The organism is Streptomyces sp. NPDC049887 (genome assembly GCF_040656535.1).
Taxonomy (GTDB): Bacteria; Actinomycetota; Actinomycetes; order Streptomycetales; family Streptomycetaceae; genus Streptomyces.
Genome location: NZ_JBFAMM010000008.1, coordinates 176,705 through 198,210, shown reverse-complemented (window position 1 = coordinate 198,210; position 21,506 = coordinate 176,705). Strand labels below are relative to the sequence as shown.

17 protein-coding genes are annotated in these 21,506 nt (G+C 72.9%); 6 read left to right on the top strand and 11 right to left on the bottom strand.

The features are described from left to right. Window positions 1-9: 9 nt before the first annotated feature. The 4 genes from AB0J10_RS13020 to AB0J10_RS13005 all read right to left on the bottom strand — a co-directional run bounded on the left by AB0J10_RS13020 (window position 10) and on the right by AB0J10_RS13005 (window position 5,161). Complete coding sequence (locus AB0J10_RS13020) at window positions 10-1,629, bottom strand: cation acetate symporter (RefSeq protein WP_363060836.1); 1,620 nt, start codon at window positions 1,627-1,629, stop codon at window positions 10-12. After that, window positions 1,629-1,910 carry a hypothetical protein gene (locus tag AB0J10_RS13015; RefSeq protein WP_363060834.1) on the bottom strand — a complete coding sequence of 94 codons (282 nt, stop codon included), beginning with the start codon at window positions 1,908-1,910 and terminating at the stop codon, window positions 1,629-1,631. The genes AB0J10_RS13020 and AB0J10_RS13015 overlap by 1 nt, the downstream gene beginning before the upstream one ends. Before the next feature lie 390 nt (window positions 1,911-2,300). Further along, window positions 2,301-3,593, bottom strand: coding sequence for a helix-turn-helix domain-containing protein (locus AB0J10_RS13010; RefSeq protein ID WP_363060832.1), 1,293 nt, complete (start codon window positions 3,591-3,593; stop codon window positions 2,301-2,303). A gap of 407 nt (window positions 3,594-4,000) precedes the next feature. Further along, complete coding sequence (locus AB0J10_RS13005) at window positions 4,001-5,161, bottom strand: magnesium and cobalt transport protein CorA (RefSeq protein WP_363060830.1); 1,161 nt, start codon at window positions 5,159-5,161, stop codon at window positions 4,001-4,003. A 287-nt stretch (window positions 5,162-5,448) separates the two neighbouring features. Here AB0J10_RS13005 and AB0J10_RS13000 point away from each other — a divergent pair, with 287 nt between their 5' ends. Then, a complete protein-coding gene (locus AB0J10_RS13000) occupies window positions 5,449-6,612 on the top strand; it encodes a winged helix DNA-binding domain-containing protein (RefSeq protein WP_363060828.1) in 1,164 nt (387 codons plus the stop codon). 278 nt (window positions 6,613-6,890) lie between these two features. Here AB0J10_RS13000 and AB0J10_RS12995 read toward each other — a convergent pair whose 3' ends face one another. After that, a complete protein-coding gene (locus AB0J10_RS12995) occupies window positions 6,891-7,745 on the bottom strand; it encodes a LuxR C-terminal-related transcriptional regulator (protein ID WP_363060826.1) in 855 nt (284 codons plus the stop codon). Between the two features lie 126 nt (window positions 7,746-7,871). Between AB0J10_RS12995 and AB0J10_RS12990 the strand changes: the two genes are divergently transcribed. Both AB0J10_RS12990 and AB0J10_RS12985 read left to right on the top strand, forming a co-directional pair. After that, window positions 7,872-9,548, top strand: a complete 1,677-nt coding sequence (locus tag AB0J10_RS12990; protein ID WP_363060824.1) for an AMP-binding protein — start codon at window positions 7,872-7,874, stop codon at window positions 9,546-9,548. Further along, entirely contained in the window at window positions 9,545-11,149 is a 1,605-nt protein-coding gene (locus AB0J10_RS12985) for an AMP-binding protein (RefSeq protein WP_363060822.1), read from the top strand. The genes AB0J10_RS12990 and AB0J10_RS12985 overlap by 4 nt, the downstream gene beginning before the upstream one ends. A gap of 37 nt (window positions 11,150-11,186) precedes the next feature. Here the strand turns inward: AB0J10_RS12985 and AB0J10_RS12980 are convergent, their stop codons facing one another. Next, window positions 11,187-12,122 carry a hypothetical protein gene (locus AB0J10_RS12980; protein ID WP_363060820.1) on the bottom strand — a complete coding sequence of 312 codons (936 nt, stop codon included), beginning with the start codon at window positions 12,120-12,122 and terminating at the stop codon, window positions 11,187-11,189. A 272-nt stretch (window positions 12,123-12,394) separates the two neighbouring features. Between AB0J10_RS12980 and gcl the strand changes: the two genes are divergently transcribed. After that, a complete protein-coding gene (gene gcl, locus AB0J10_RS12975) occupies window positions 12,395-14,182 on the top strand; it encodes a glyoxylate carboligase (RefSeq protein ID WP_363060818.1) in 1,788 nt (595 codons plus the stop codon). 123 nt (window positions 14,183-14,305) lie between these two features. Here gcl and AB0J10_RS12970 read toward each other — a convergent pair whose 3' ends face one another. Further along, window positions 14,306-15,730 carry a glycosyltransferase 87 family protein gene (locus tag AB0J10_RS12970; protein WP_363060816.1) on the bottom strand — a complete coding sequence of 475 codons (1,425 nt, stop codon included), beginning with the start codon at window positions 15,728-15,730 and terminating at the stop codon, window positions 14,306-14,308. Window positions 15,731-15,843: 113 nt separating this feature from the next. Between AB0J10_RS12970 and AB0J10_RS12965 the strand changes: the two genes are divergently transcribed. Further along, window positions 15,844-16,977 (top strand): molybdopterin-dependent oxidoreductase, encoded by a 1,134-nt coding sequence (locus AB0J10_RS12965; RefSeq protein WP_363060814.1) that lies wholly within the window; start codon window positions 15,844-15,846, stop codon window positions 16,975-16,977. Next, a complete protein-coding gene (locus AB0J10_RS12960) occupies window positions 16,977-17,432 on the top strand; it encodes a hypothetical protein (protein WP_363060812.1) in 456 nt (151 codons plus the stop codon). Before AB0J10_RS12965 ends, AB0J10_RS12960 begins: the two co-directional genes overlap by 1 nt. Here the strand turns inward: AB0J10_RS12960 and AB0J10_RS12955 are convergent. From AB0J10_RS12955 to AB0J10_RS12940, 4 genes are all read right to left on the bottom strand, one after another. Continuing rightward, on the bottom strand, window positions 17,414-18,079 hold the full coding sequence (locus AB0J10_RS12955; RefSeq protein WP_363060810.1) for a methyltransferase domain-containing protein: 666 nt from the start codon (window positions 18,077-18,079) through the stop codon (window positions 17,414-17,416). The genes AB0J10_RS12960 and AB0J10_RS12955 overlap by 19 nt on opposite strands. Beyond that, on the bottom strand, window positions 18,076-18,786 hold the full coding sequence (locus AB0J10_RS12950; protein ID WP_363060808.1) for a DUF2064 domain-containing protein: 711 nt from the start codon (window positions 18,784-18,786) through the stop codon (window positions 18,076-18,078). The genes AB0J10_RS12955 and AB0J10_RS12950 overlap by 4 nt, the downstream gene beginning before the upstream one ends. Then, entirely contained in the window at window positions 18,783-19,448 is a 666-nt protein-coding gene (locus AB0J10_RS12945; protein ID WP_363060806.1) for a glycosyltransferase family 2 protein, read from the bottom strand. The genes AB0J10_RS12950 and AB0J10_RS12945 overlap by 4 nt, the downstream gene beginning before the upstream one ends. Before the next feature lie 798 nt (window positions 19,449-20,246). Next, window positions 20,247-21,329, bottom strand: coding sequence for an NAD-dependent epimerase/dehydratase family protein (locus tag AB0J10_RS12940; RefSeq protein ID WP_363060804.1), 1,083 nt, complete (start codon window positions 21,327-21,329; stop codon window positions 20,247-20,249). Between the last annotated feature and the right edge of the window lie 177 nt (window positions 21,330-21,506).

Here is a 21,506-nt window from a genome sequence, read left to right as displayed (position 1 = left end):
GTTCGTGCGTCACGCACTGACGGGCTGCTCCGGCAGCGCGGCCGCACGCCGCTGTCCCGTGACGCTCCCCAGCCAGCCGAGCAGGAACGCGACGGGCAGCGACACCAGGGCGACCGTCTGCAGCGGGAACCAGGCGATGTCCCACTCGGGGAACAGTGCCGTCGGGCTGCCGGAGAAGACGGGGCTCACGACCTGGAGTCCGAGCGCGCAGCCGAGTCCCCCGTACAGCGTCCACAGCAGCCCCCGGTGCGTGAAGCCGCGCCAGAACAGCGAGTACACCAGCGCCGGGAGCAGGCAGGAGCTCGCCACCGCCAGGGAGATCGTGGACAGGAAGCCCGTGTTCCAGCCCTGCACCCACACCGCGAGGCAGATACTCAGCACTCCGACCGAGGCGGACGCGACACGGGCCGCGGCCACTTCCCGCCCCTCGGTCGTGCGCCCGCGGCGGACGACGTTGGTGAGGAGGTCGTGGGCGACCGAGCCCGCGGCCGCCAGAGTCACGCTCGCGACGACCGCCAGCGTGGTGAGGAACACCGCGCAGGAGACCAGTACGACGAGCCATGCCCCGCCCGTCTGCGCCGACGAACCGCCCGCCAGATCGCCGGTGAGCATCAGCAGGCTGCTGGTGGCCCCGGGGTCGGCGGCGAGGATCCTACGGGCGCCGATCAGCGCCGCGGCCCCGAAACCCAGCACGGTGGTGAGCAGGCAGACGGCACCGACGATGGCGATGGTGTGGCGGACCGTACGGCGTGCCGCGGCGCTGTCGGGCGCGGTGTTGAGCTGGGTGGCGACATGGGGCATGCATGCGACGCCCAGCACGATGGTGATCATCAGACCGATGAAGTCGAGGGTCCCCGCGACCGGGCCGCCGGCAGTGAACCGCAGGCCCGGACGCATATAGCCCTCGGGACGGCCGCTGCCCCGCCCGGCGGCCTCGATGAGGGAGTCGGGGCTCCACTGGAAGCGGTGGAGCAGCACCGCCGCCACGGCCACGGCCATGGCGAGCAGGATCACCGTCTTGATCACCTGGATCGCGATCATGCCGCGCATACCGCCGAAGGCCGTGGCGCAGACGACGAGGGCGCCGATCATGACGATGGCGGTCTGCTCGGCGCCGGGACCGGACAGTCCGAGCAGCATGGCGGTGGTTCTGCCCGCGCCGGAGAGCTGCACGATCAGATACGGGACGCACGCGCTCAGCGTGACGACTGCGACCGCGACCCTGGCCGAGGGCCCCGGGGCCCGCAGAGCGAACGTGTCGCCGAGGGTGTAGCTGCCGCGTTCCCGGAGCGGGCCGGACAGCAGGAGCAGGACGCCGAGCGACAGCACGGTGCACAGGGCGATGAACAGACCGTCGAAGCCGAAGACCGCGACGGTTCCCGTCGTGCCGAGCACGGTCGCGGCGGAGAGGTAGACGCCGGTGAGGACGAGGGCGCCCTGGAAGGGCCCCAGCCTGCGGCCCGCCGTGTAGAAGTCGTCGACCCGGTCCCGCTCGGGTCCGTTGAGCACGCAGATGAGCAGGATCGGGACGATGAAGGTGAGGAAGCCGACGAGAACCCAGGCGCGGATGTCCGTGTCCAGGTCGAGGGTGCCGGGACCCCCTGCCGCGAGCAGGATCCGAGGAAGCATCAGTGCCCCTCCGCCGACTCGTACGCGGCCTCCTCGTGGGCGGCGCGGTCGTAACGCGCCGCCGTCCACAACAGGAGCGAGCCCTGCGCGAGAAGGGCGACGACGCCGAGGCTGATCTCTCCGGCGACACGGGTGACCAGCAGGTCCTCTGCGGCGCAGGCAAGCAGGAGATGGACCACGAAGGTCAGTCCGTTGACGAGCGCGAAGGATCTGCTCGGCCGGTGGGGCCGGGGTCTTTGACGGAACCGGGGGTTGTGGGGATGGGCGTGCTGATGGGCCATGGAGCTCTCCTGGCGGGCAGGGATGCGCGCGCATCGCTTCGCTCGGGCGATGCCTGGCCGGGCATCGCCCCTTGACGAGGGCTCACCAGAGCACGTACCGACCGGTCAGTCCATGTGCTTCGGGCACCCCGTTGTCCGCTCCCAACGCGGCAGGGGTGCGACTGTGCTGATGCCCATTCGGCCATTCGCGGTAAGGAATCCGGCCGTGGTGACAGGCGTGCCGGGAGGGGCGTACCACCGTGCGGCCCTTTCCGGTGCCGGGAGTTGCCCGGTGTCGTGGAGCCTTGCCTGTGCGGGGAGTTGCTCACTGTCGTGGAGCCTTGCTCGTGCCGGGCGGCCGCACTCCCGTGCGGACTGCTCGTGCCGGACGGGCGTGACCGCCGTGCGGCTTCAGCTCTCCGGGGCGCGGTCCCAGGCGTCCCCGCAGCCGAGGACGGCAGCCGGCCCGAGCAGTTGGAGCGTGTCGAAGGCGAGCGTGAGCCGTACGAGGTCGCGGGGGCGGGACAGTTCGAGACCCGTGATCTGCTCGAAGCGGCGCAGCCGGTTCAGCACCGTGTTGCGGTGGCACAGCATGTGCCGTGCCGCCTGGACCGCGGAGCCACCCTTCTCGATCCACACCCCGAGCGTGTCGATCAGCGTTTCGCGGTCGGCGGGCTCCAGTTCGTACAGCGGCCGGAGTACCCGCAGGGCCAGCTCGGCGGACAGGTCGGGCCGTGAGACCAGCAGACCGTCGGGTAGACGGGCGTCGAGCTGGGCGACCTCCCCGTCCCCGCGGCAGGTGCGCAGGGCGAGTCCGGCCATGTCCCGCGCCCGGGGCAGGTTCTTCAGGCCGTGGACGACGGGGCTGATGCCGATGCGCATGCCGGGCCCGGCGTCGAGGGCGGAGGTGAGCGCGTCGAGTGGGCGGTCGCCGAGGTGGGCGACGAGCACGTCGCGCTGTGCGCCGACGTGGCGCAGGACGCGCATGCCACGGATCTCCGGAACGGCGTCGGGGGTTCGGCCGAAGGGCGGCGTGGCCCGCAGCTCCGCCACCGCGAAGCGTCCGTCGGGCGGCAGATCGAGGATCGACGCCGCGTCCTGGATGAACGCCGGGTCGCTACGGCTCTCCAGGACGGCGGCGAGGATCAGACGCACCCGCTCGTCGTGCCGGCTGGCCACGCCCTTGGCGACCTGCCGGTAGGCGTCGGCGACCAGGACGGCGTCCCGGTCGTTCATCTTCCACACCAGCTCCGCCACGTGCACGAGATGGCGCTGGTCGCCGAGCCGGTCCCGCTCCACGACGCCGACGATCCCGCTCCAGACCTCCGAGCCGGCCACCCGGAAGGCGTGCATCACCTCGTCGAGGGGCCGGCCCTCCTCGGCACGGCGTGTGCCGAGCTCACGGGTGTAGCGCTCGATGTCCACGATGCGTCCCGGGTCGAGGGCGGCCTCCAGCGCGAAGCGGATGCCGGTGTCCGCGGACTGCATGAGGTCGGGCGGCGAGAGCACGGGGTCGGCGTAGTACGGCACCTCGGTGCGGATCTGGTGCACCACGGAGTCGGTGAAGGAGGTGCCCCGCCCGAGAAGGCGCCGGCAGGCGTGGTCCAACAGCTGGAGCGGCAGGGGCTCGGCGGCGGCTCGGGGCAGCGGACCGACGGTGGAGACGCGGGGGCGGACCGAGCCACGGACGGAACTGGTGTGCATGGGCCCTCCAGACGGACGGGACGTGCTGGGACACCACGGCGGGTCGCCATGTCTTGTGCTGCGTGGGTCGCAGACGCGGGTGCTCCACCGGTCCGCGATCGGCGTGCGGCGGCGGCGCACCTTCAAGGAATCCACATGCTAAGCAGTCGGTCACGCATTGGGGCGAGACCTCCGCCGAATCGTGATGACCCACGCACAGCAGGAGGTACGGATTGCGCCCCCACAAGCGCGGCGCGCCCCGGCTGGGAGCGCCGAACCCGCCGAACCCGCGGACACCGTGACGACTCCCGCCGCCCCCATTCCCCGTCCGTCCCCGGCGCATTCTCCCCGGATCACCCCCAGAGGGCCGGAACGGCCTTCTCATGAAAATCGGAACGCGAATCCGATCCGCATGTCCGGCCCGGCTCCTACAGCCAGTCCCGCCGCTTGAAGACGAAGTAGAGGGTCAGGCACACCGCTGCCATCAGCAGGATCGCGAAGGGGTAGCCGAACCCCCAGTTCAGCTCGGGCATGTTCTGGAAGTTCATGCCGTAGATGGTGCCCACCAACGTAGGTGCGAACAGGATGGCTGCCCACGCGGAGATCTTCTTGATCTCCTCGTTCTGCTCGAAGCCCGCCTCCGCCAGCGCCCGCATCTCCGCGTTCTGCTGCTGCGTCACCAGTGTCGCGTTGACCGTCAGGATGTCCGCCAGGGCCTGGCGGAAGCCGTCGACGCGCTCGCTGATGTGGGTGACGTGGTCGGCGACGTCGCGGAGGTAGCGCTGGAGCTCCTCGTCCGTGCCGTACTTCGCGAAACCCGCCATCAGGCCGTGCAGCATGCCGACCAGCGGCCGGGTCGCACGCTGGAACTCGACCATCTCACGGGACAGTTCGTAGATGCGGCGGGACACCGCGGGGTCGCCGCCGAAGACCTCCGTCTCGATCTCGTCGATGTCGTTCTGCACACCGGCGACGACGGGCGCGTACCCGTCCACGACCGCGTCGAGTATGGCGTACAGCACCGCCTCGGGGCCGAGGGCGAGCAGTTCGGGATCGGCCTCCATGCGGCGGCGGACCGCCGAGAGGTCCGGCGCCGCCCCGTGCCGGACCGTGATCACGAAGTCGCGGCCGACGAAGACGTGCAGCTCGCCGAAGTCGACCTCTTCCAGTGCGTCGAGGTAGCGGGCGGCGCGCAGGACGACGAAGAGGGTCTCCCCGTACCGCTCCAGCTTGGGCCGCTGGTGGGCCTCCATGGCGTCCTCGACGGCCAGCTCGTGCAGGTCGAACTCCTCCGCCAGGGCCCGTAGTTCCGCATCGGTCGGCCGGTGGAGGCCGATCCAGGCCATCCCTGCCGGGTCGTCCCTCAGCAGGCGGAAGGTCTCGGCGAGCGACGACGGCGACGACACCCGGCGCCCGTCCCGGTAGAGCACTGCCTGGACGATGCTGCGCCGGTCCTGCTCCTCGGGTGCCCGTTCGGCCGGCGCCGGCGCCGCGGGCTCCGGGGGCCGCGGCGGGGAAGCGGTGGGGGAGACCCGGCGGCGCCACGACTGCCGCTTCGGGGCCGGGGCGGAACGGGCTCGTCGGGGCATCCTGGGTCACCTCCCGTGCGAGCGAGGCGAGCGAGGCGCACGCCGCGCTTCTGCGTACCCGCCCCTCTACCCGCGTTCACGCCGTGTACATGCGTTCCTGACCGGCACGGGCAGGATATCCGGGCTCACCGGCGGCGGCATGGCGGACCGCCACTGCGTCCGCGCCCGGGGCCGCTGCGGCGTGCCCCGCTCGGCCCGGCCCGGAAACCGGACTCGTCGGCACCCTCCCGCACCCGGGACCTTCGACGCGGACGCCCGGTGACCGCAAGGGTGAGTAGCGTCCCGGTATGGCCCCGAAGACACCGCCCGTGCTCGACCTCCGCGCCCTCGGCCGCGCCACCCTGGACCGCCAGTTGCTGCTGCGCCGCGACCCCGGGGACCGAATGACCGCCGAGGCGGCCGTAGAGCATCTGATCGGCCTCCAGGCGCAGAACGTCACACCCCCGTACCACGCCCTCGCCGCCCGGCTGCACGGCTTCCGCCCGCAGGAGCTGTCGGGGCTCATGGAGTCCCGCACCGTCGCCCGCATGGTCACGATGCGTTCCACCCTCCACACCCACAGTGCGCGCGACTGCCTCGGCCTGCGGCCCTTCGTGCAGCCCGGCGGTCCCGAGCGGGAACTGCGGATGTTCGCGAAGCGCCTCGGCGGGGTCGACCCGGACCGGCTCGCCGCCGTGGGCAGGGAACTGCTGGAGGAACGGCCCAGGCCGCTCGGGGAACTCCGCGACGCGCTGCTCGGGCAGTGGCCGGGCGCCGATCCGCTCGCGCTCACCACCGCCGTGCGCTGCATGCTGCCGCTGGTGCAGACGACCCCGCGCGGGCTGTGGGGCCAGAGCGGACAGGTCACACTCACCACCGCGGAGCGGTGGTTCGGCCGGCCGCTCGCCCCGGCTCCCGAGCCCGAGGCGGTCGTACGGCGCTATCTCGCCGCCTTCGGACCCGCCTCCGTCAAGGACATGCAGACCTGGTCCGGGCTGACCCGGCTGCGGGGGGCGTTCGAGCGGCTGCGCCCCGAACTCGCCGCCTTCCGGGACGACAAGGGTGTCGAACTCTTCGACCTCCCGGAAGGTCCCCGGCCCGACCCGGACACCCCCGCACCGCCACGGCTGCTCCCCGAGTTCGACAACCTCCTGCTCTCGCACGCGGACCGTTCCCGCTTCGTCCCGCCGGGCTTCAAGGACCGTACGTGGAAGGGCAACCAGGCCCGCAGCGTCCTCCTGGTCGACGGTCGCGTGGCCGGGATCTGGCGGACCGGGGGGCGGGGATGGAGCGGCGAACGGAAGCGGGAACGTGATGCCGAGGCCGGCGGTGCCGGGACGCTCACCGTGCGGAGCTTCGTCCGCCTCACCTCGGCGCAGCGCACGGCCGTGGCCGCGGAGGCGGGACGCCTGCTGGTGATCGTCGCTCCGGGGGCCGACCACGACGTGCGCTTCGGCGAGTTCACGGACTGAGGCGCGCGGGGCCCGATGCCGCCGGGTGCGACGTCACCCGGGCGGGCGGCGGGGGACACCCCGGTCACCGCCGTGTCACCGCCGGGAGTGCGGGGGGCGTTCGGCGGGCCGTACGGCAGGAAGCGGACGCGTGCCGCGCCGGCCTGCCCCGGAGTCTTCGCGCCGAGGGCGCCGGTCGGGCGCCGTTCGGCGGCGAACACCACCGCGGTGCGTGCGCCGGGTGCCCTGCGCGTGCGGCGCAAGCGGTGTCCCCCACCTCGGCGTTCCCTGGGCCGACGTCACGGCAGCAGCCCTGCGCGCCTCGCCGCCACCACCGCCTCCAGGCGGTTGTGCGTGCCCAGCTTGCGCATCGCGGACCGGAGATAGGCCTTGACCGTCTCCGGGCGCAGTCCCAGACGGTCGGCGGCGGCCGCGTTGGTGGAACCCGTCGCCACGCAGGCGAGCACATCCAGTTCGCGCGGCGCCAGGGCGACGCCCGTGTCGTGGACGGGCGCGCCCGGGCCCGCCGCCGTGAGCCGGTCGCACAGGGAGAGCAACTGCGCACGGAGTCCGGGGTCCATGACCCTCGGAGCGAGCGTGCGCAGCTCCGAGTGGATCTCGCGCACCTCCTCGCGCAGTGGAGCGCGCCCGTCGGGCTCCGGCGCACGCTGCAGGGCCACCAGCCGCTCGACCTCGTCGCGCACCACCAGGTTCTGCTCCACATCCCGCGCGGCCGCGACCGCCGCGTCCAGCGTGCGGTCGCCCAGGGCGAGCGGTTGCCGCACAGCCCCGTACAGCACGCCGCGCACCTTGCGGCGTACGACGACTGGCACCGCGAGCACCGAGCGCAGGCCCTCGGCCGCCACCGGTACGTCGTACTCGTGGCTGATGTGCCGGGCCTCGCGGTAGTCGGTCACCGCACACGGGCGGGAGAGGGCGATGGCCTTGCCGCCGAGACCGCTGCCGGACCGGACGGCCAACCCGCGCAGCGCTCCGGTCACCGCGCCGTTCAGCTCCGCTATCCGCATCCTGAACGGCTCCTGCAGCAGCCCGCCGAACGCCATCTGCAGGCCGGTTGAACGGCGGAGGCGCAGCAGGGCGGCCTGTATCTCCACCGCGTCCGGCCGCGGTGCGGCCGAGCTCGCCGATGTCATGGGTTCCGGTCCTCCCGATGGCACACCACCCCCACGAGGGGGGAGGAGCACCCCCGTACGGGGGTAGTGAGACCTGCGTCACTGATTACACGATGCCTGTGGGCGGTCCCGCAACAAGGAGGACACATGACGTCAGGCGACGAGACGGCGAGGTTCCGGGCGGCGCGGGACTTCCTGCTCCGGCACCGGGAGGACTACGCGGCGGCGTACGAGGGCTTCGCCTGGCCCCGTTTCGAGCGGTTCAACTGGGCCCTGGACTGGTTCGACGTGATCGCCGACGGCAACGTCCGCCCGGCACTGCACATCGCCGAGGAGGACGGGACCGCGACCGTGCTCTCCTTCGACGCGGTGCGGACCCGTTCGGACCGGGCCGCGAACTGGCTGAGGCAGCAGGGCGTCGGCGCCGGCGACCGCGTCCTGGTGATGCTCGGCAACCAGGCCGAGCTGTGGGAGACCGCCCTCGCGGCGATGAAGCTCAGGGCGGTCGTCATCCCCGCCACCCCGCTCCTCGGCCCCGCCGACCTGCGGGACCGCATCGAGCGCGGCCGGGTGCGGCACGTCATCGCGCGCACCGACGACACGGCGAAGTTCGACGAGGTGCCGGGCACCTACACCAGGATCGCCGTCGGCGGCGGCGCCGCGGGCTGGCTGCCGTACGAGGACGCCTGCGCGGCGCCGGCGAGCTTCGCGCCCGACGGTCCCACCCGGGCGGACGAGCCCCTGATGCTCTACTTCACCTCCGGTACGACGGCCCGGCCCAAGCTCGTCGAGCACACGCACGTGTCCTATCCGGTCGGCCATCTGGCCACCATGTACTGGATCGGGCTGAAGCCCGGGGACGTCCATCTGAACATCTCCTCGCCCGGTTGGGCCAAGCACGCCTGGTCCAATCTCTTCGCCCCGTGGAACGCGGAGGCGACCGTGTTCATCCACAACTACGCCCGCTTCGACGCCGGCCGGCTGATGGCGGAGATGGACCGCTCGGGTGTGACCAGCTTCTGCGCGCCCCCGACGGTGTGGCGGATGCTGATCCAGGCGGACCTGACCCAGCTGCGCACCCCGCCGCGCGAGGTCGTCGCCGCAGGTGAACCGCTCAATCCCGAGGTCATCGAGGCCGTGCGGCGGGCCTGGGGCGTGACCATCCGCGACGGCTTCGGGCAGACCGAGACGGCCGTCCAGGTCTCCAACAGCCCCGGACAGATGCTGAAGGCCGGCTCGATGGGCCGCCCCAGCCCCGGGTACCGGGTCGAACTCCTCGACCCCGTCAGCGGAAAGCCCGGCGCGGAGGAGGGGGAGATCGCGCTGGACCTCTCGGCCGACCCGGTGGGGCTGATGACCGGCTACCGGGGGGACCCCGACCGCACGGCCGAGGTGATGGCAGGCGGGTACTACCGCACCGGTGACATCGGTGCGCGCGACGCAGACGGCTACATCACCTACGTCGGCCGCACCGACGACGTGTTCAAGGCGTCCGACTACAAGATCTCGCCGTTCGAGCTGGAGAGCGCCCTCCTGGAGCACGACGCGGTGGCCGAGGCCGCGGTCGTGCCCGCGCCCGACCCGCTGCGGCTCGCCGTCCCCAAGGCGTACGTGGTGCTGGCCGAGGGCTGGGAGCCGGACGCCGGCACCGCACGGCAGATCTTCGAGCACTGCCGGGCCGTGCTCGCGCCGTACAAGCGCGTCAGGCGGCTGGAGTTCGCCGAGCTGCCGAAGACCGTCTCCGGGAAGATCCGCAGAATCGAGCTCCGTGAGCGCACCGCCCAGGGCTCCACGGCCGAGTACGACGAGGGGGACTTCCGATGACCCTGTCCTACACGCACGGCACGGGTGCCCTCCCGCTGCTGGGCGACACGATCGGCCGCAGCCTGGCCCGGGTGATCGAGGCGCACCCGGAGCGGGAGGCGCTGGTCGATGTCCCGTCCGGACGCCGCTGGACATACGCGGAGTTCGGCGCGGACGTCGACGAGCTGGCCCGGGCCCTGCTCGCACGCGGGGTCGCCAAGGGCGACCGGGTCGGCATCTGGGCGGTGAACTGCCCGGAATGGGTGCTCGTCCAGTACGCCACGGCACGCATCGGCGCGATCATGGTGAACATCAACCCCGCGTACCGCGCCCACGAGGTGGAGTACGTGCTGAACCAGTCGGGGATCTCCCTGCTGGTCGCCTCGCTCTCCCACAAGTCGAGCGACTACCGCGCGATCGTCGAGGAGGTCCGCGGCAACTGCCCGGCGCTGCGGTCGGTGCACTACGTCGGCGACGACAGCTGGACCGCACTGGTGTCGTCGGCGTCCGCCGTCGGGCCGGACGAACTGGACGTCCGCGCAGCGGAGTTGTCCTGCGACGACCCGGTCAACATCCAGTACACCTCGGGCACCACCGGATTCCCGAAGGGGGCGACCCTCTCCCACCACAACATCCTCAACAACGGCTACTTCGTGGGCGAGATGATCGCCTACACCGAGCAGGACCGGGTGTGCCTTCCCGTGCCGCTGTACCACTGCTTCGGCATGGTCATGGGCAACCTCGGGGCCACCACGCACGGTGCCTGCATCGTCATCCCGGCGCCCTCCTTCGACCCGGCCGCAACGCTTCGCGCGGTGCAGCAGGAGCGCTGCACCTCGCTCTACGGCGTCCCCACGATGTTCATCGCCGAACTGAACCTCCCGGACTTCGCGACGTACGACCTGAGTTCGCTGCGCACCGGCATCATGGCCGGCTCCCCCTGCCCGGTGGAGGTGATGAAACGGGTCGTCTCGGAGATGAACATGGCGGAGGTGTCGATCTGCTACGGGATGACGGAGACCTCCCCGGTGTCCACCCAGACCCGGCGCGAGGACGACCTGGAGCGGCGCACCGGCACCGTCGGCCGGGTGCTCCCGCACCTCGAGGTCAAGGTGGTCGACCCGGTCAGCGGGGTCACCGTTCCCCGGGGCGAGGCGGGGGAGCTGTGCACCCGCGGGTACAGCGTGATGCTCGGCTACTGGAACGAGCCGGAGAAGACCGCCGAGGCGGTCGACGCCGGACGCTGGATGCACACGGGAGACCTCGCCGTGATCCGCGAGGACGGATACGTCCGGATCGTCGGACGGATCAAGGACATGATCATCCGTGGTGGGGAGAACGTCTATCCGCGCGAGATCGAGGAGTTCCTGTACGGCCACCCCAAGGTCGCGGACGTCCAGGTGGTCGGCGTCCCGGACGAGAGGTACGGCGAGGAGATCCTGGCCTGCGTCATTCCCCGGGACCCGGCCGATCCGCCGACGCTGGAGGACGTCACCGCGTTCTGCCACGAACGGCTCGCCCACTACAAGATCCCCCGGCGGCTGGAGATCCTCGACACCTTCCCGATGACCGTCAGCGGGAAGGTGCGGAAGGTGGAACTGCGTACGAGGTACGGACGCTGAGCCCCGAATCCCCGGCCGTCGGCTCCGGGCGGCCCGGTCAGGCGCCCGTGGAGATCAGGTCCCTCGCCGGGCCGTTCACCGGCTCGGGCGCGCCCGTGAGATCCATGACGAACAGGGGGATTCCGAGGTCGTCCGCGCGTGCACGGGCGTCCGCGGAGTAGCCGGCGAGCGAGAAGACGAGGCTCCTGGCCGAGGAGCTCAGCCCGTTCAGCCAGAGGCATTCCACCGCGCGCAGGGTGACGGGCCGGGTGGTCGGGTCCACCTGGGCGACCAGTCCCCGCGCGCGCAGGTCGATGCCGGACGTGGTCCGCTCCTCGGGCTGGACGACCTGTTGGAACCCCAGCCAGCGCAGATAGAGGGCGGCGGCCGTGACCGCGTCGCGTGCCGTGCGGATCGTGACCGGACGGAAGGCGGGGCGGGGCGCCGGAGCGGTGTGCGGCGGCTCGGAGAGGGGGCGGTCCTCCGCCGTCCCTTCCGCGGAGCCGGACGGCAGCGGGGTCTTGGCGGGCGGGACGACCGGACCGGCCGTGTCCGTGGGCCGGGCCTCCCGGGAGGCGAAGATGCCCGAGCCGGAGGCGCCGGGTCCGTCCGGGTCGCCCACCCCACCCGGCCCGCCGGTCCCGGAGGCCGCGAAGGTGCCGCCGGCGCCCGACGCGGCGGTCGTGGTCCGGTGCGCCGCGGCCGCGCCCTCCGACGACTCCGGAGTGGCGGTCACCGGTCGTACGGGGATCCGCAGCACCGTGCCGCAGGGGCAGCCGAGCTCCGGCTGCGGCCACTGGTCCTGTCGCCCGCACGCCAGGCAGCGCACGGTGACCCAGTCGTCGGTCCAGGTGCGGTGGCGGATCGGTTCGGCCGGTGCCCCGTGCAGCAGGGGCGGTGCCAGTGGCGCCCCGCAGGCACAGGGATAGACCGGCGACGCGAACGTGTGCGAGCGGCGGCACACCGGGCAGCGCACCGGTACGTGATCTCCCATGTCCGTCCCCCTTCGGCGCTTCCGGGCACGCCTCGTGCTCCATCGTCCACCAACCGCGACCCCATGGGGAGGGAGTTCGGCCATCGGCGGCCCGCCCCTCCCTTGACGCTGTCCGGCACGCCACCTACATTACTTCCGAATAGTAGAAGATGTCTTCCGTATTGCGGAAGAAGCCGCGAGGCTGCGGAAGACGATCAGGGAACCAGCACGGAATCGACGCTCTCAGGTGGCGCGACAGAGCCCGATCCGCCAGGCCGAAGCAGGAGCACTCCATGCCCCGTATGACCGCCGCCCGAGCGGCTGTTGAGATCCTCAAGCGTGAAGGCGTCAGCCACGCATTCGGTGTGCCGGGCGCGGCGATCAACCCCTTCTACAAGGCACTCAAGGAGGGTGGCGGTATCGACCACACCCTCGCCCGCCATGTCGAGGGCGCCTCGCACATGGCCGAGGGCTACACCCGCGCCGAGCCGGGCAACATCGGTGTCTGCATCGGCACGTCGGGTCCCGCCGGCACCGACATGATCACCGGTCTCTACTCCGCCATCGGTGACTCGATTCCGATCCTGTGCATCACCGGTCAGGCGCCGACGAACGTGATCCACAAGGAGGACTTCCAGGCCGTCGACATCGCGTCGATCGCCAAGCCGGTCACCAAGGCCGCCACCACCGTCCTGGAGGCCGCGCAGGTCCCCGGTGTCTTCCAGCAGGCCTTCCACCTGATGCGTTCCGGCCGCCCCGGCCCGGTCCTCATCGACCTGCCGATCGACGTCCAGCTCACCGAGATCGAGTTCGACCCCGAGACGTACGAGCCGCTTCCGGTCTGGAAGCCCGCCGCGACCCGCGCCCAGATCGAGAAGGCGCTCTCCTTCCTCCTGGAGGCGGAGCGTCCACTGATCGTCGCCGGCGGCGGCGTCATCAACGCCGACGCATCCGCTCTGCTGGTCGAGTTCGCCGAGGTCACCGGCACCCCGGTCGTCCCGACCCTGATGGGCTGGGGCACGATCCCGGACGACCACGAGCTCAACGCCGGCATGGTCGGCCTGCAGACCTCCCACCGCTACGGCAACGCGAACTTCCTGGAGTCCGACTTCGTCCTCGGCATCGGCAACCGCTGGGCCAACCGTCACACCGGCTACAAGCTCGACGTCTACACCCGCGGCCGGAAGTTCGTCCACGTCGACATCGAGCCCACCCAGATCGGCAAGATCTTCGCCCCCGACTACGGAATCACCTCCGACGCCGGGGCCGCGCTGCGGCTCTTCGTGGAGGTCGCCAAGGAGCTGAAGGCGGCCGGAAGGCTGCCCGACCGCTCCGCGTGGGCCGCCTCCACACAGGAGCGCAGGACCACCCTCCAGCGGCGTACCCACTTCGACGACATCCCCATGAAGCCGCAACGCGTCTACGAGGAGATGAACAAGGCCTTCGGACCGGAGACGCGCTACGTCACCACCATCGGCCTCTCCCAGATCGCCGGCGCCCAGATGCTGCACGTCTACCGGCCGCGCCACTGGATCAACTGCGGTCAGGCGGGCCCGCTGGGCTGGACCATCCCGGCAGCCCTGGGCGCGGCCACGGCCGACCCCGGCACCCCGGTCGTCGCCCTCTCCGGCGACTACGACTTCCAGTTCCTCATCGAGGAGTTGGCGGTCGGCGCGCAGCACAGGATCCCGTACGTCCACGTCCTCGTGAACAACTCCTACCTGGGCCTGATCCGGCAGGCGCAGCTCGGCCTGGACCTCGACTTCCAGGTCAACCTGGAGTTCGAGAACATCAACTCCCCGGAGCTGGGCGTCTACGGGGTCGACCACGTCAAGGTCGCCGAGGGGCTCGGCTGCAAGGCGATCCGCGTCACCGACCCGAGCGAACTCGGTGCGGCCTTCGAGCAGGCCCGGAAGCTCGCCGCCGAGCACCGGGTGCCGGTCGTCGTCGAGGCGATCCTGGAACGGATCACCAACATCGCGATGAGCCGGACCGCGGACATCAGCGACGTCACCGAGTTCGAGGAGATCGCGACGGAGCCGGGCCACGCCCCCACCGCGATCGTGCCGCTGAAGAGCTGACGCGGCTCCTCCCCGTCACGGCAGGTGCCGGGCCGCCCCACGGCGTCCCCGGCACCTGCCGTCACGCCGTCGTGTCCGCGCTCGGACCGCTGCCCGGCGCCCCGTCAGGAGGGGCGCGCCGGGTCAGGCGCTCCTGCCGTTGTCTCCCGACGGCTCCGTGGAGGCCGGAAGGCCGGCCGGAGGTGTCGCTGAGGGCCGGCCACGTACGGCCCGCCCGCGCAGCGCCCACCCGGCGAGGACGGCGGCCGCAGCAGTCGCGTAGGCGATGGTGCCCACGGTGTCGCCGTGCCCGGGGAAGGCGGGGCCGGTGACGTACTTCGCCGCTCCGGCGACGGCGATGCCGAGCCATTCCCAGCGGCCGTCGAGGGCGACCAGGGCGACGAGGAGCAGCGCGTACCAGGAATAGCCGGGCGTCATGAGCAGGAAGGCGGTTCCCGTGACCACCAGGGCACCGCTCCACGGCCGTTCCGGATCCCCGCGGAGGACCACGTACGCCACGACGGCCAGCATCGCCGCGGCCACGACCGGCAGCGTCCAGTCGTCCGGCAGGAGCAGCCGCAGCAGCGCATAGCGGTTCCTGGCGGAGGCGTCGTCGTAACCCTCCTCCCGGACGTAGCCGCCGAGGAAACCGAGGACCGAGCCCCGCGACACCAGCACGTACGGCAGATAGAGCACGGCGATCACACCGGCCGCGGGCAGCAGTACGGCCAGGGCGTCCCGGGCCCGCCGCACACCGGACAGCGCGCCCGGGATCAGCACGGCGGGCAGCAGCTTCGTCGCGACGGCCACGCCCAGCAGGACCCCGCCCGCCGCCCTGTGCCGGACGACGGCGGCCAGGGCGGCGACGGAGAAGAGCACGCCGAGGACGTCGACGTGGGCGTTGTTCACGGCCTCGACGGGCACCGCCGGGCACCAGGCCCAGTACGCCGCTCGCCACGGCGCACCGCGGCGACGCAGCAACAGCAGCAGCGTGGCCGCGGTGGCGACCGAGAGCAGTGCCCCGCCGGTCTGCAGCGGCTTGTGCCGCGCGCCGTCCGGCGACAGGGTCTCCACCAGGAGGAAGTAGCCCTCCGCGACCGGCGGGTAGACGGTGTTCACCCGGGGCCGGTTGATCCGGGTGCACACGCCGTCGTCCACGGGCGCACGGTCGGGCCCGGCGCAGGCGGCACGGCCCTCGGGAAAGAGCCAGGCGTCGCGCAGCGGCAGGAGTTCGGGGGCAGCGGGCACGTGGTCGTACGGAGAGATCCCGGCGGCCTGCACCCGCCCGTCCCAGGCGTAGCGGTAGGAGTCGGTGCTGGTGCGCGGCGGTGCGACCAGACCCGTCGCGGCGACGGCGACCGCGCCGGCCATGACGAGCACCACCGCGGTCCGGTCCGGGACCTTCCGCAGCACCCACACACCCGCCGCGAAGAGCAGCCAGGCGGCCCCGTACCACAGGGAGAGACGCCCGGGGGCGGAGTGGTAGTCGTCCGCGCGCACGGTGCCGACGAGCACGGCGACGAGGCCGGCGAGGAGCAGGACGGTCACGGCGGTGCGTCGGCTGGTCATGGCGCCCAGCCTGGCAGCGCTGCGCACGCCGGAACGGTACGCCGGATGCGCCGTCCGCGTTTCGTAAGGTGTCCGAGCCGCCGTCCGGGCCGTCCCGGCGGTCTCATGGACACATGAGACCGCGACTACGGCCACCGTCCTTCTCCGGCAGACTCCACGACGCCCGAACGGCCACGGCGATCGGCCGCTGGCTCGGCGCGGCGATCGCCGTGTGCTTCCTCACCGGCCTCATCAGCCACTACCTGCAGCACCCGCCCGGATGGCTCGCCAACGAACTGCCGCCGCGGCCGGTGTGGGGCTACCGGCTGACCCAGGGGCTCCATGTCGCCTCCGGCCTGGCGGCCGTCCCGCTGCTGCTGGCGAAGCTCTGGGCGGTGTACCCGCGGCTCTGGGTGTGGCCGCCGGTGCGTTCCCTGAAGCACGGCCTGGAACGGCTCTCGGTGGGGGTCCTGGTCGCGGCGGCCGTGTTCCAGCTGTTCACCGGGCTGCTGAACATCGCCGAGTGGTATCCGTGGCCGTTCTCGTTCGTACCGGTCCACTTCGCCGTCGCCTGGCTGCTCGCCGGAGCGGTGCTGCTGCACGTGGCCGTCAAGGCGCCCGAGATCAGGGACCACTGGAGTCGCAGGTCGCCCGGCACGCTCACCCTGCCGCCGGCCGACGCCCCGGACCGCAGGTCGCTGCTCGTGGCCGTCGGCGCGGCGGTCACCGCCGTGACCCTCACCACCGTCGGTCAGGCGTTCACCCCGCTGAAGAGACTCGATCTGCTGGCACCGAGACATCCCGGGATCGGCCCGCAGGGGCTGCCGGTGAACCGGACGGCCGCCGCCGCGGGCGTCACCGCCGCGATGGTCCGGGACTGGCGCCTGGAGGTGCTGGGGCCGCGCCGCTGCACGCTCACCCTGGACGAGCTGCGGGCACTTCCGCAGGCCGAGGCCGTACTGCCGATCGCCTGCGTGGAGGGATGGAGCGCCTCGGCGCACTGGGGAGGCGTACGGGTCCGGGACCTCCTGGAGCGCGCGGGTGCCGCCCCGGACGCGGGGCTGCGCGTGATCTCGATGGAGGTGCGCGGCGCCTACCGCGTGATGGAGATGGGCCGCGAGTACGCCCACGACCCGCTGACCCTCCTGGCCCTGACCCTCAACGGCCAGGTGCTGTCGGCCGACCACGGCTTCCCGGCACGCATCATCGCCCCGAACCGCCCCGGTGTGCTGCAGACGAAATGGGTCACCCGGCTGGAGGTCCTGTGATGCCCCGGCGTCCGGGCCCCGCGCTGCTCCGGTACGCCGCCGGAGGTCTGGGGGTGGTGCTGATGGCCGTGGGCACGGGGCTGGTCCTCTCCGCCCGCGACGCCTGGGGAGTCGTGGTGTGGCTGGGGGGAGCGCTCGTACTGCACGACGCGGTGCTCGCTCCGCTGGTCCTCGGTGCGGGGATGCTGGTCGCCGCCCTGCCCGCCCGGGGGGTGGTGCGCGGGGCGCTCGTCGTGGGCGGCTCGCTGGTGCTGATCACACTGCCGCTGCTGCTCCGCCCCGGCACCCCGCCCAATCCGTCGGCCCTGCCCCTGCCCTACGGACGGAACCTGGTGATCGTGCTGGGAGCGGTCGCCGGTGCCGCCTGCCTGGTCCTCCTCGTCCGGTGGCTTCGCCGCAGGCCGCGCCACACCGAGGACGACGGCAGGCGGGCGCGTCAGTCCCCGCGACGCTGAGCGGGGCCGCGCAGCTCGACGAAGCCGCGTCCGGCCGCCGTCCACTGCCCTGCCGGGGTCCAGCCGGCGCCCGCCGCGTGCTCGCACAGGGCGCGGGCCCCGAGGCGCGCCCAGGGAAACGGGGCCCCGCGTTCCCCCCTGCCGTTGACGACGGTGACCTCGACGCGTTCGTCGGCGTCCGCGTCCTCCGCGGACGTCTCGGCTATCAGCACCGCTCCGGGGGCGGTTACCTCGGACACGCGCCGCATGAGCGCGGCCGGGTCTCCGCCGATGCCGATGTTGCCGTCGATCAGCAGAGCCGTTCCCCAGCGGCCCTCGTCGGGCACCGGCTCGAAGACCGACCGGAGCAGGGCCGTTCCGCCCGCCCGGACGGTCCGGGCCACCGCCTCCGGACTCACGTCGATGCCGAGGGCGCGGCGTCCGCTCGCCCCGAGCGCGACGACGAGCCGTCCGGGACCGCAGCCGATGTCCAGGACGGGTCCGTGGCAGCGCCGCAGCACGGTGAGATCGGCCGGATCGGGTCCCTCGCACCAGCGCTCCACTTCCAGGGGCAGGAGCCACCCGTCGCGACGACGCAGGAAGAGCGGCCCGCGGCCGGTGCGCAGCGCGTCCGTGTAGGGGTCGGCGCGCCACGCGGTCGACGTCATCGCGGACCCGCCGGCGAAGGACCGTCTCCGGGCCGCGCGGCGCCGGGCCGCGTCCGGGACCGGTCCGCGCGGTCCGGTACGGCGGACGCCGGGACCAGCCGGGCGTACACGGCCGCGAACCGGCTTCCCGCCGCCTCCCGGGCCACCAGCCGCGCGTCCGCCGCGGTGTCCACGTCGCGCAGGGCCGGCAGGTCGCCCACGCGCAGTCCGGCGTCGACCAGCCGGCGACGCTGCGCGGCCCCGGTCCCGGGCACGGACATCGGTACTCCGCGCAGCAGTTCCGGGTCCGGTGCGGCCAGTCCCAGCGCCCAGAACCCGCCGTCGGCCGCGGGCCCGAACCAGGCGTCGTGCTCGTGCCACGCCCGCGGCGCGAGCACAGGAGCGAGGAGGTCCGCCGAGAGCTGCGGGGTGTCCATCCCGACCAGCAGCGCCGGACCCGCACACAGGGCGAACGCCGCGGCCAGCCGCTCGTCGAGCCGGCCAGTGCCCTGGGGCACCACGTCGAAGCCCGACGGCAGCCAGTCGCGGGCGGTCCCGTCCAGGACGAGCACGCGCCGCTCCGCGGGAAGTCCGGCGACCACCGCAAGGGTGTCGGCGAGCGCGGCCTCGGCGAGCAGCGCCGCCTGCGCCGGGCTGAAGGGAGGGCACAGCCGTGTCTTCACCCGGCCCGGTACCGGTTCCTTGGCGATGACGAGAAGTGTGGTCACCGTGCACCACCGGCCTCGCCCAGCACCCGGCGCATGTCGTGCACCGCCTGCCAGGTGCCCCGCCAGGTTCCGGTCACCTTCGACTTCCCTGTCCTGGGCAGGTAGGGCACGTCCTCCTCCCGCACCCGCCAGCCGGCGTCCGCGGCGCGCACCACCATCTGCAGCGGATAGCCGCTGCGACGGTCCGTCAGACCCAGCTCCAGCAGCTCCTCGCGGCGCGCCGCCCGGAGCGGGCCCAGATCGTGGAGCCTCAGACCGGTCCGCCGGCGCAGCATCCAGGACAGCGCGAGGTTCCCCGCGCGGGCGTGCGCCGGGAAGGCACCCCGGCCGGCGGGCCGTCGCCGCCCCAGCACCAGGTCCGCCTCGCCCTCCGCCACGGCACGGACGAAGGGGACGAGGAGTGCGGGATCCAGGGACGCGTCGCAGTCGCAGAAGCACACGATGTCCGCCTCCGCGGCCAGCAGCCCCGCGTGGCAGGCCGCCCCGAAGCCGCGCCGTTCCTCGCGCACGACGGTCGCCCCCAACTCCCCGGCGATTCCGGCGGAACCGTCCGTGGAGCCGTTGTCGACGACGATGGCGCGCCATCCGGCGGGAACGCGTTCGAGGACCCAGGGCAGCGCCCCGGCCTCGTTCAGACAGGGAAGTACGACGTCAGTGGTCACGACTTTCACCGTACGAATCGGCGGCGAACAAAGCGGACATCGACCCCTTACGAAACGCGGACGTCATCCTCCGTGAGCAGCGGTGCCGTACCGTGCCGCCGGAACGCACCCCGCCCGCCGCCCTTCCCGCCCGGTGCCCCGGCCCGCGGGCCGGAGCGGAGCGATGCCGTGACCGGGTGTTCCGCGCCGCTGCCGGTGGTGTCCGCGTCGGGGGCGGCGGCCCGGCGGTGTCGCTGGCGGTGGTGTTCTTGTGGCCGGTCGCGGTGCGGGTTCCGGGAGGCGTCCGCGGCGCGACGTCGCCGGGCCGCGTGAGCGTCGGATCCGGCCCCGCCGGGGTCCCGGGACCCCGGCGCGGTGTTCCGCGTACCGGCAGCGGCCGGTCCCGGACCGGCGCCCGCGCGAAAGGTCGGAGCGGGTCGCCGTCCTGGCCGGACTCGACGGCGCGCGGTTGCCGTGCGCCGTCGCCGACCGGTGGCGGAGCCGCGGGCCTGCCCCGGTGGCGTTCGGGGACCGTGCGGGAGGCGGGCGCACGCGCCCCGGCCGTCCGCCCGTGCGTACGCGGGCGCGGGGGCCCTGCCGGGCGGGGTGTGGATCCGCACATCGCCCGGCCCGCCTCGGGCAGGCGGGGCAGTTGCGCTGTCGGGCGGGTCGCCCGCGCCGCAGCCGGCAGGACCGCGTGTGGATGCCGGCAGCCGACGCACGTCGGTCACCCCGGCGTGTCGCCGAGGCCCGGTCCCCAACGCACCCCGCCCTGCTCGCCGCCGCGCCCGGCCCCTTCGCGCTCCCGGGCCTCGGAAGTCAGGACGGCGGAGCGCCGGCGGTGTGCGCGGCGCCGGGTGCGCGCTGCGCCGCGCGGGCGAACTCGGCCATGCCCGCGCGGAATCCCGTGCGGGCCGACCAGCCGAGGTCGCGCCGCAATCTGCGTGAGTCCGCCGTGATGTGCCGGACGTCCCCCAGCCTGAACTCACCGGTGACGACCGGCTCGGGCCCGCCGCACACGGCCGCCAGTGCCGCCGCCATCTCACCGACGGTGCGGGGGTCCCCGCTGCCCGTGTTGTAGGCGGTGAGAACGCCCGCCTCCCGTTCCGCGACCGCCTCCAGGGCCACGACGTTCGCCTCGGCGACGTCCCGGACGTGGACGAAGTCCCTTCGCTGGGCCCCGTCCTCGAACACGCGGGGCGCCTCGCCCCGGGCCAGCGCCGACCGGAAGAAGGAGGCCACTCCCGCATACGGGGTGTCCCGGGGCATCCCCGGCCCGTAGACGTTGTGGTAGCGGAGAGAAACGGCCCTGCCGTCCGTCGCACGTGCCCAGGCGGCCGTCAGGTGCTCCTGCGTCAGCTTCGTCACGGCGTACACGTTGCGCGGGTCGCACGGGGCGTCCTCGTCGACGAGGCCCGGGGTCAGTGCGGCGCCGCACCGCGGGCACGGCGGCTCGAAGCGGCCCGCCGCCAGATCGGCCGCCGACCTCGGCCCCGGCCGCACCTCTCCGTGGCGGGGGCATGCGTAACGCCCCTCCCCGTACACCACCATCGAACCCGCCAGCACCACCTGGCGCACCCGTGCCTCAGCGGCCGCGGCGAGGAGCGTCGCCGTCCCCAGGTCGTTGCAGCTCACGTAGCCCGGGGCATCGGCGAAGTCCTTGCCGAGCCCCACCATGGCCGCCTGGTGGCAGATCGCGTCCACGCCGTTCAGGACCGCGGCGAGAACCGTCGTGTCGCGGACGTCTCCGTGCACGAACCCGGTCTCCGGCGGCGACGGAGGCCCGTGGTGCGCGGTGGGCAGCAAGGCGTCCAGGACCACCGGTTCGTGGCCCCGCGCGATGAGTGCCGAGACGATCTGCGCGCCGATGAAGCCGGCGCCTCCTGTGACGAGTACGCGCATGCCGCCGACGCTAGGGGGCGCCTCCACCGCCTGCCCGCTCCCACGCCAGGACGTAAGACTTCCGTCACGACCGCACTCGACGGTCCGGCCCGCGCGGGGACGCCCCGGGCAGGCCAACGGACCCGATCCGCCGCCGTGTTGAGGTGCGCCGCGTGGGAACGGCACGGCAATGTATGG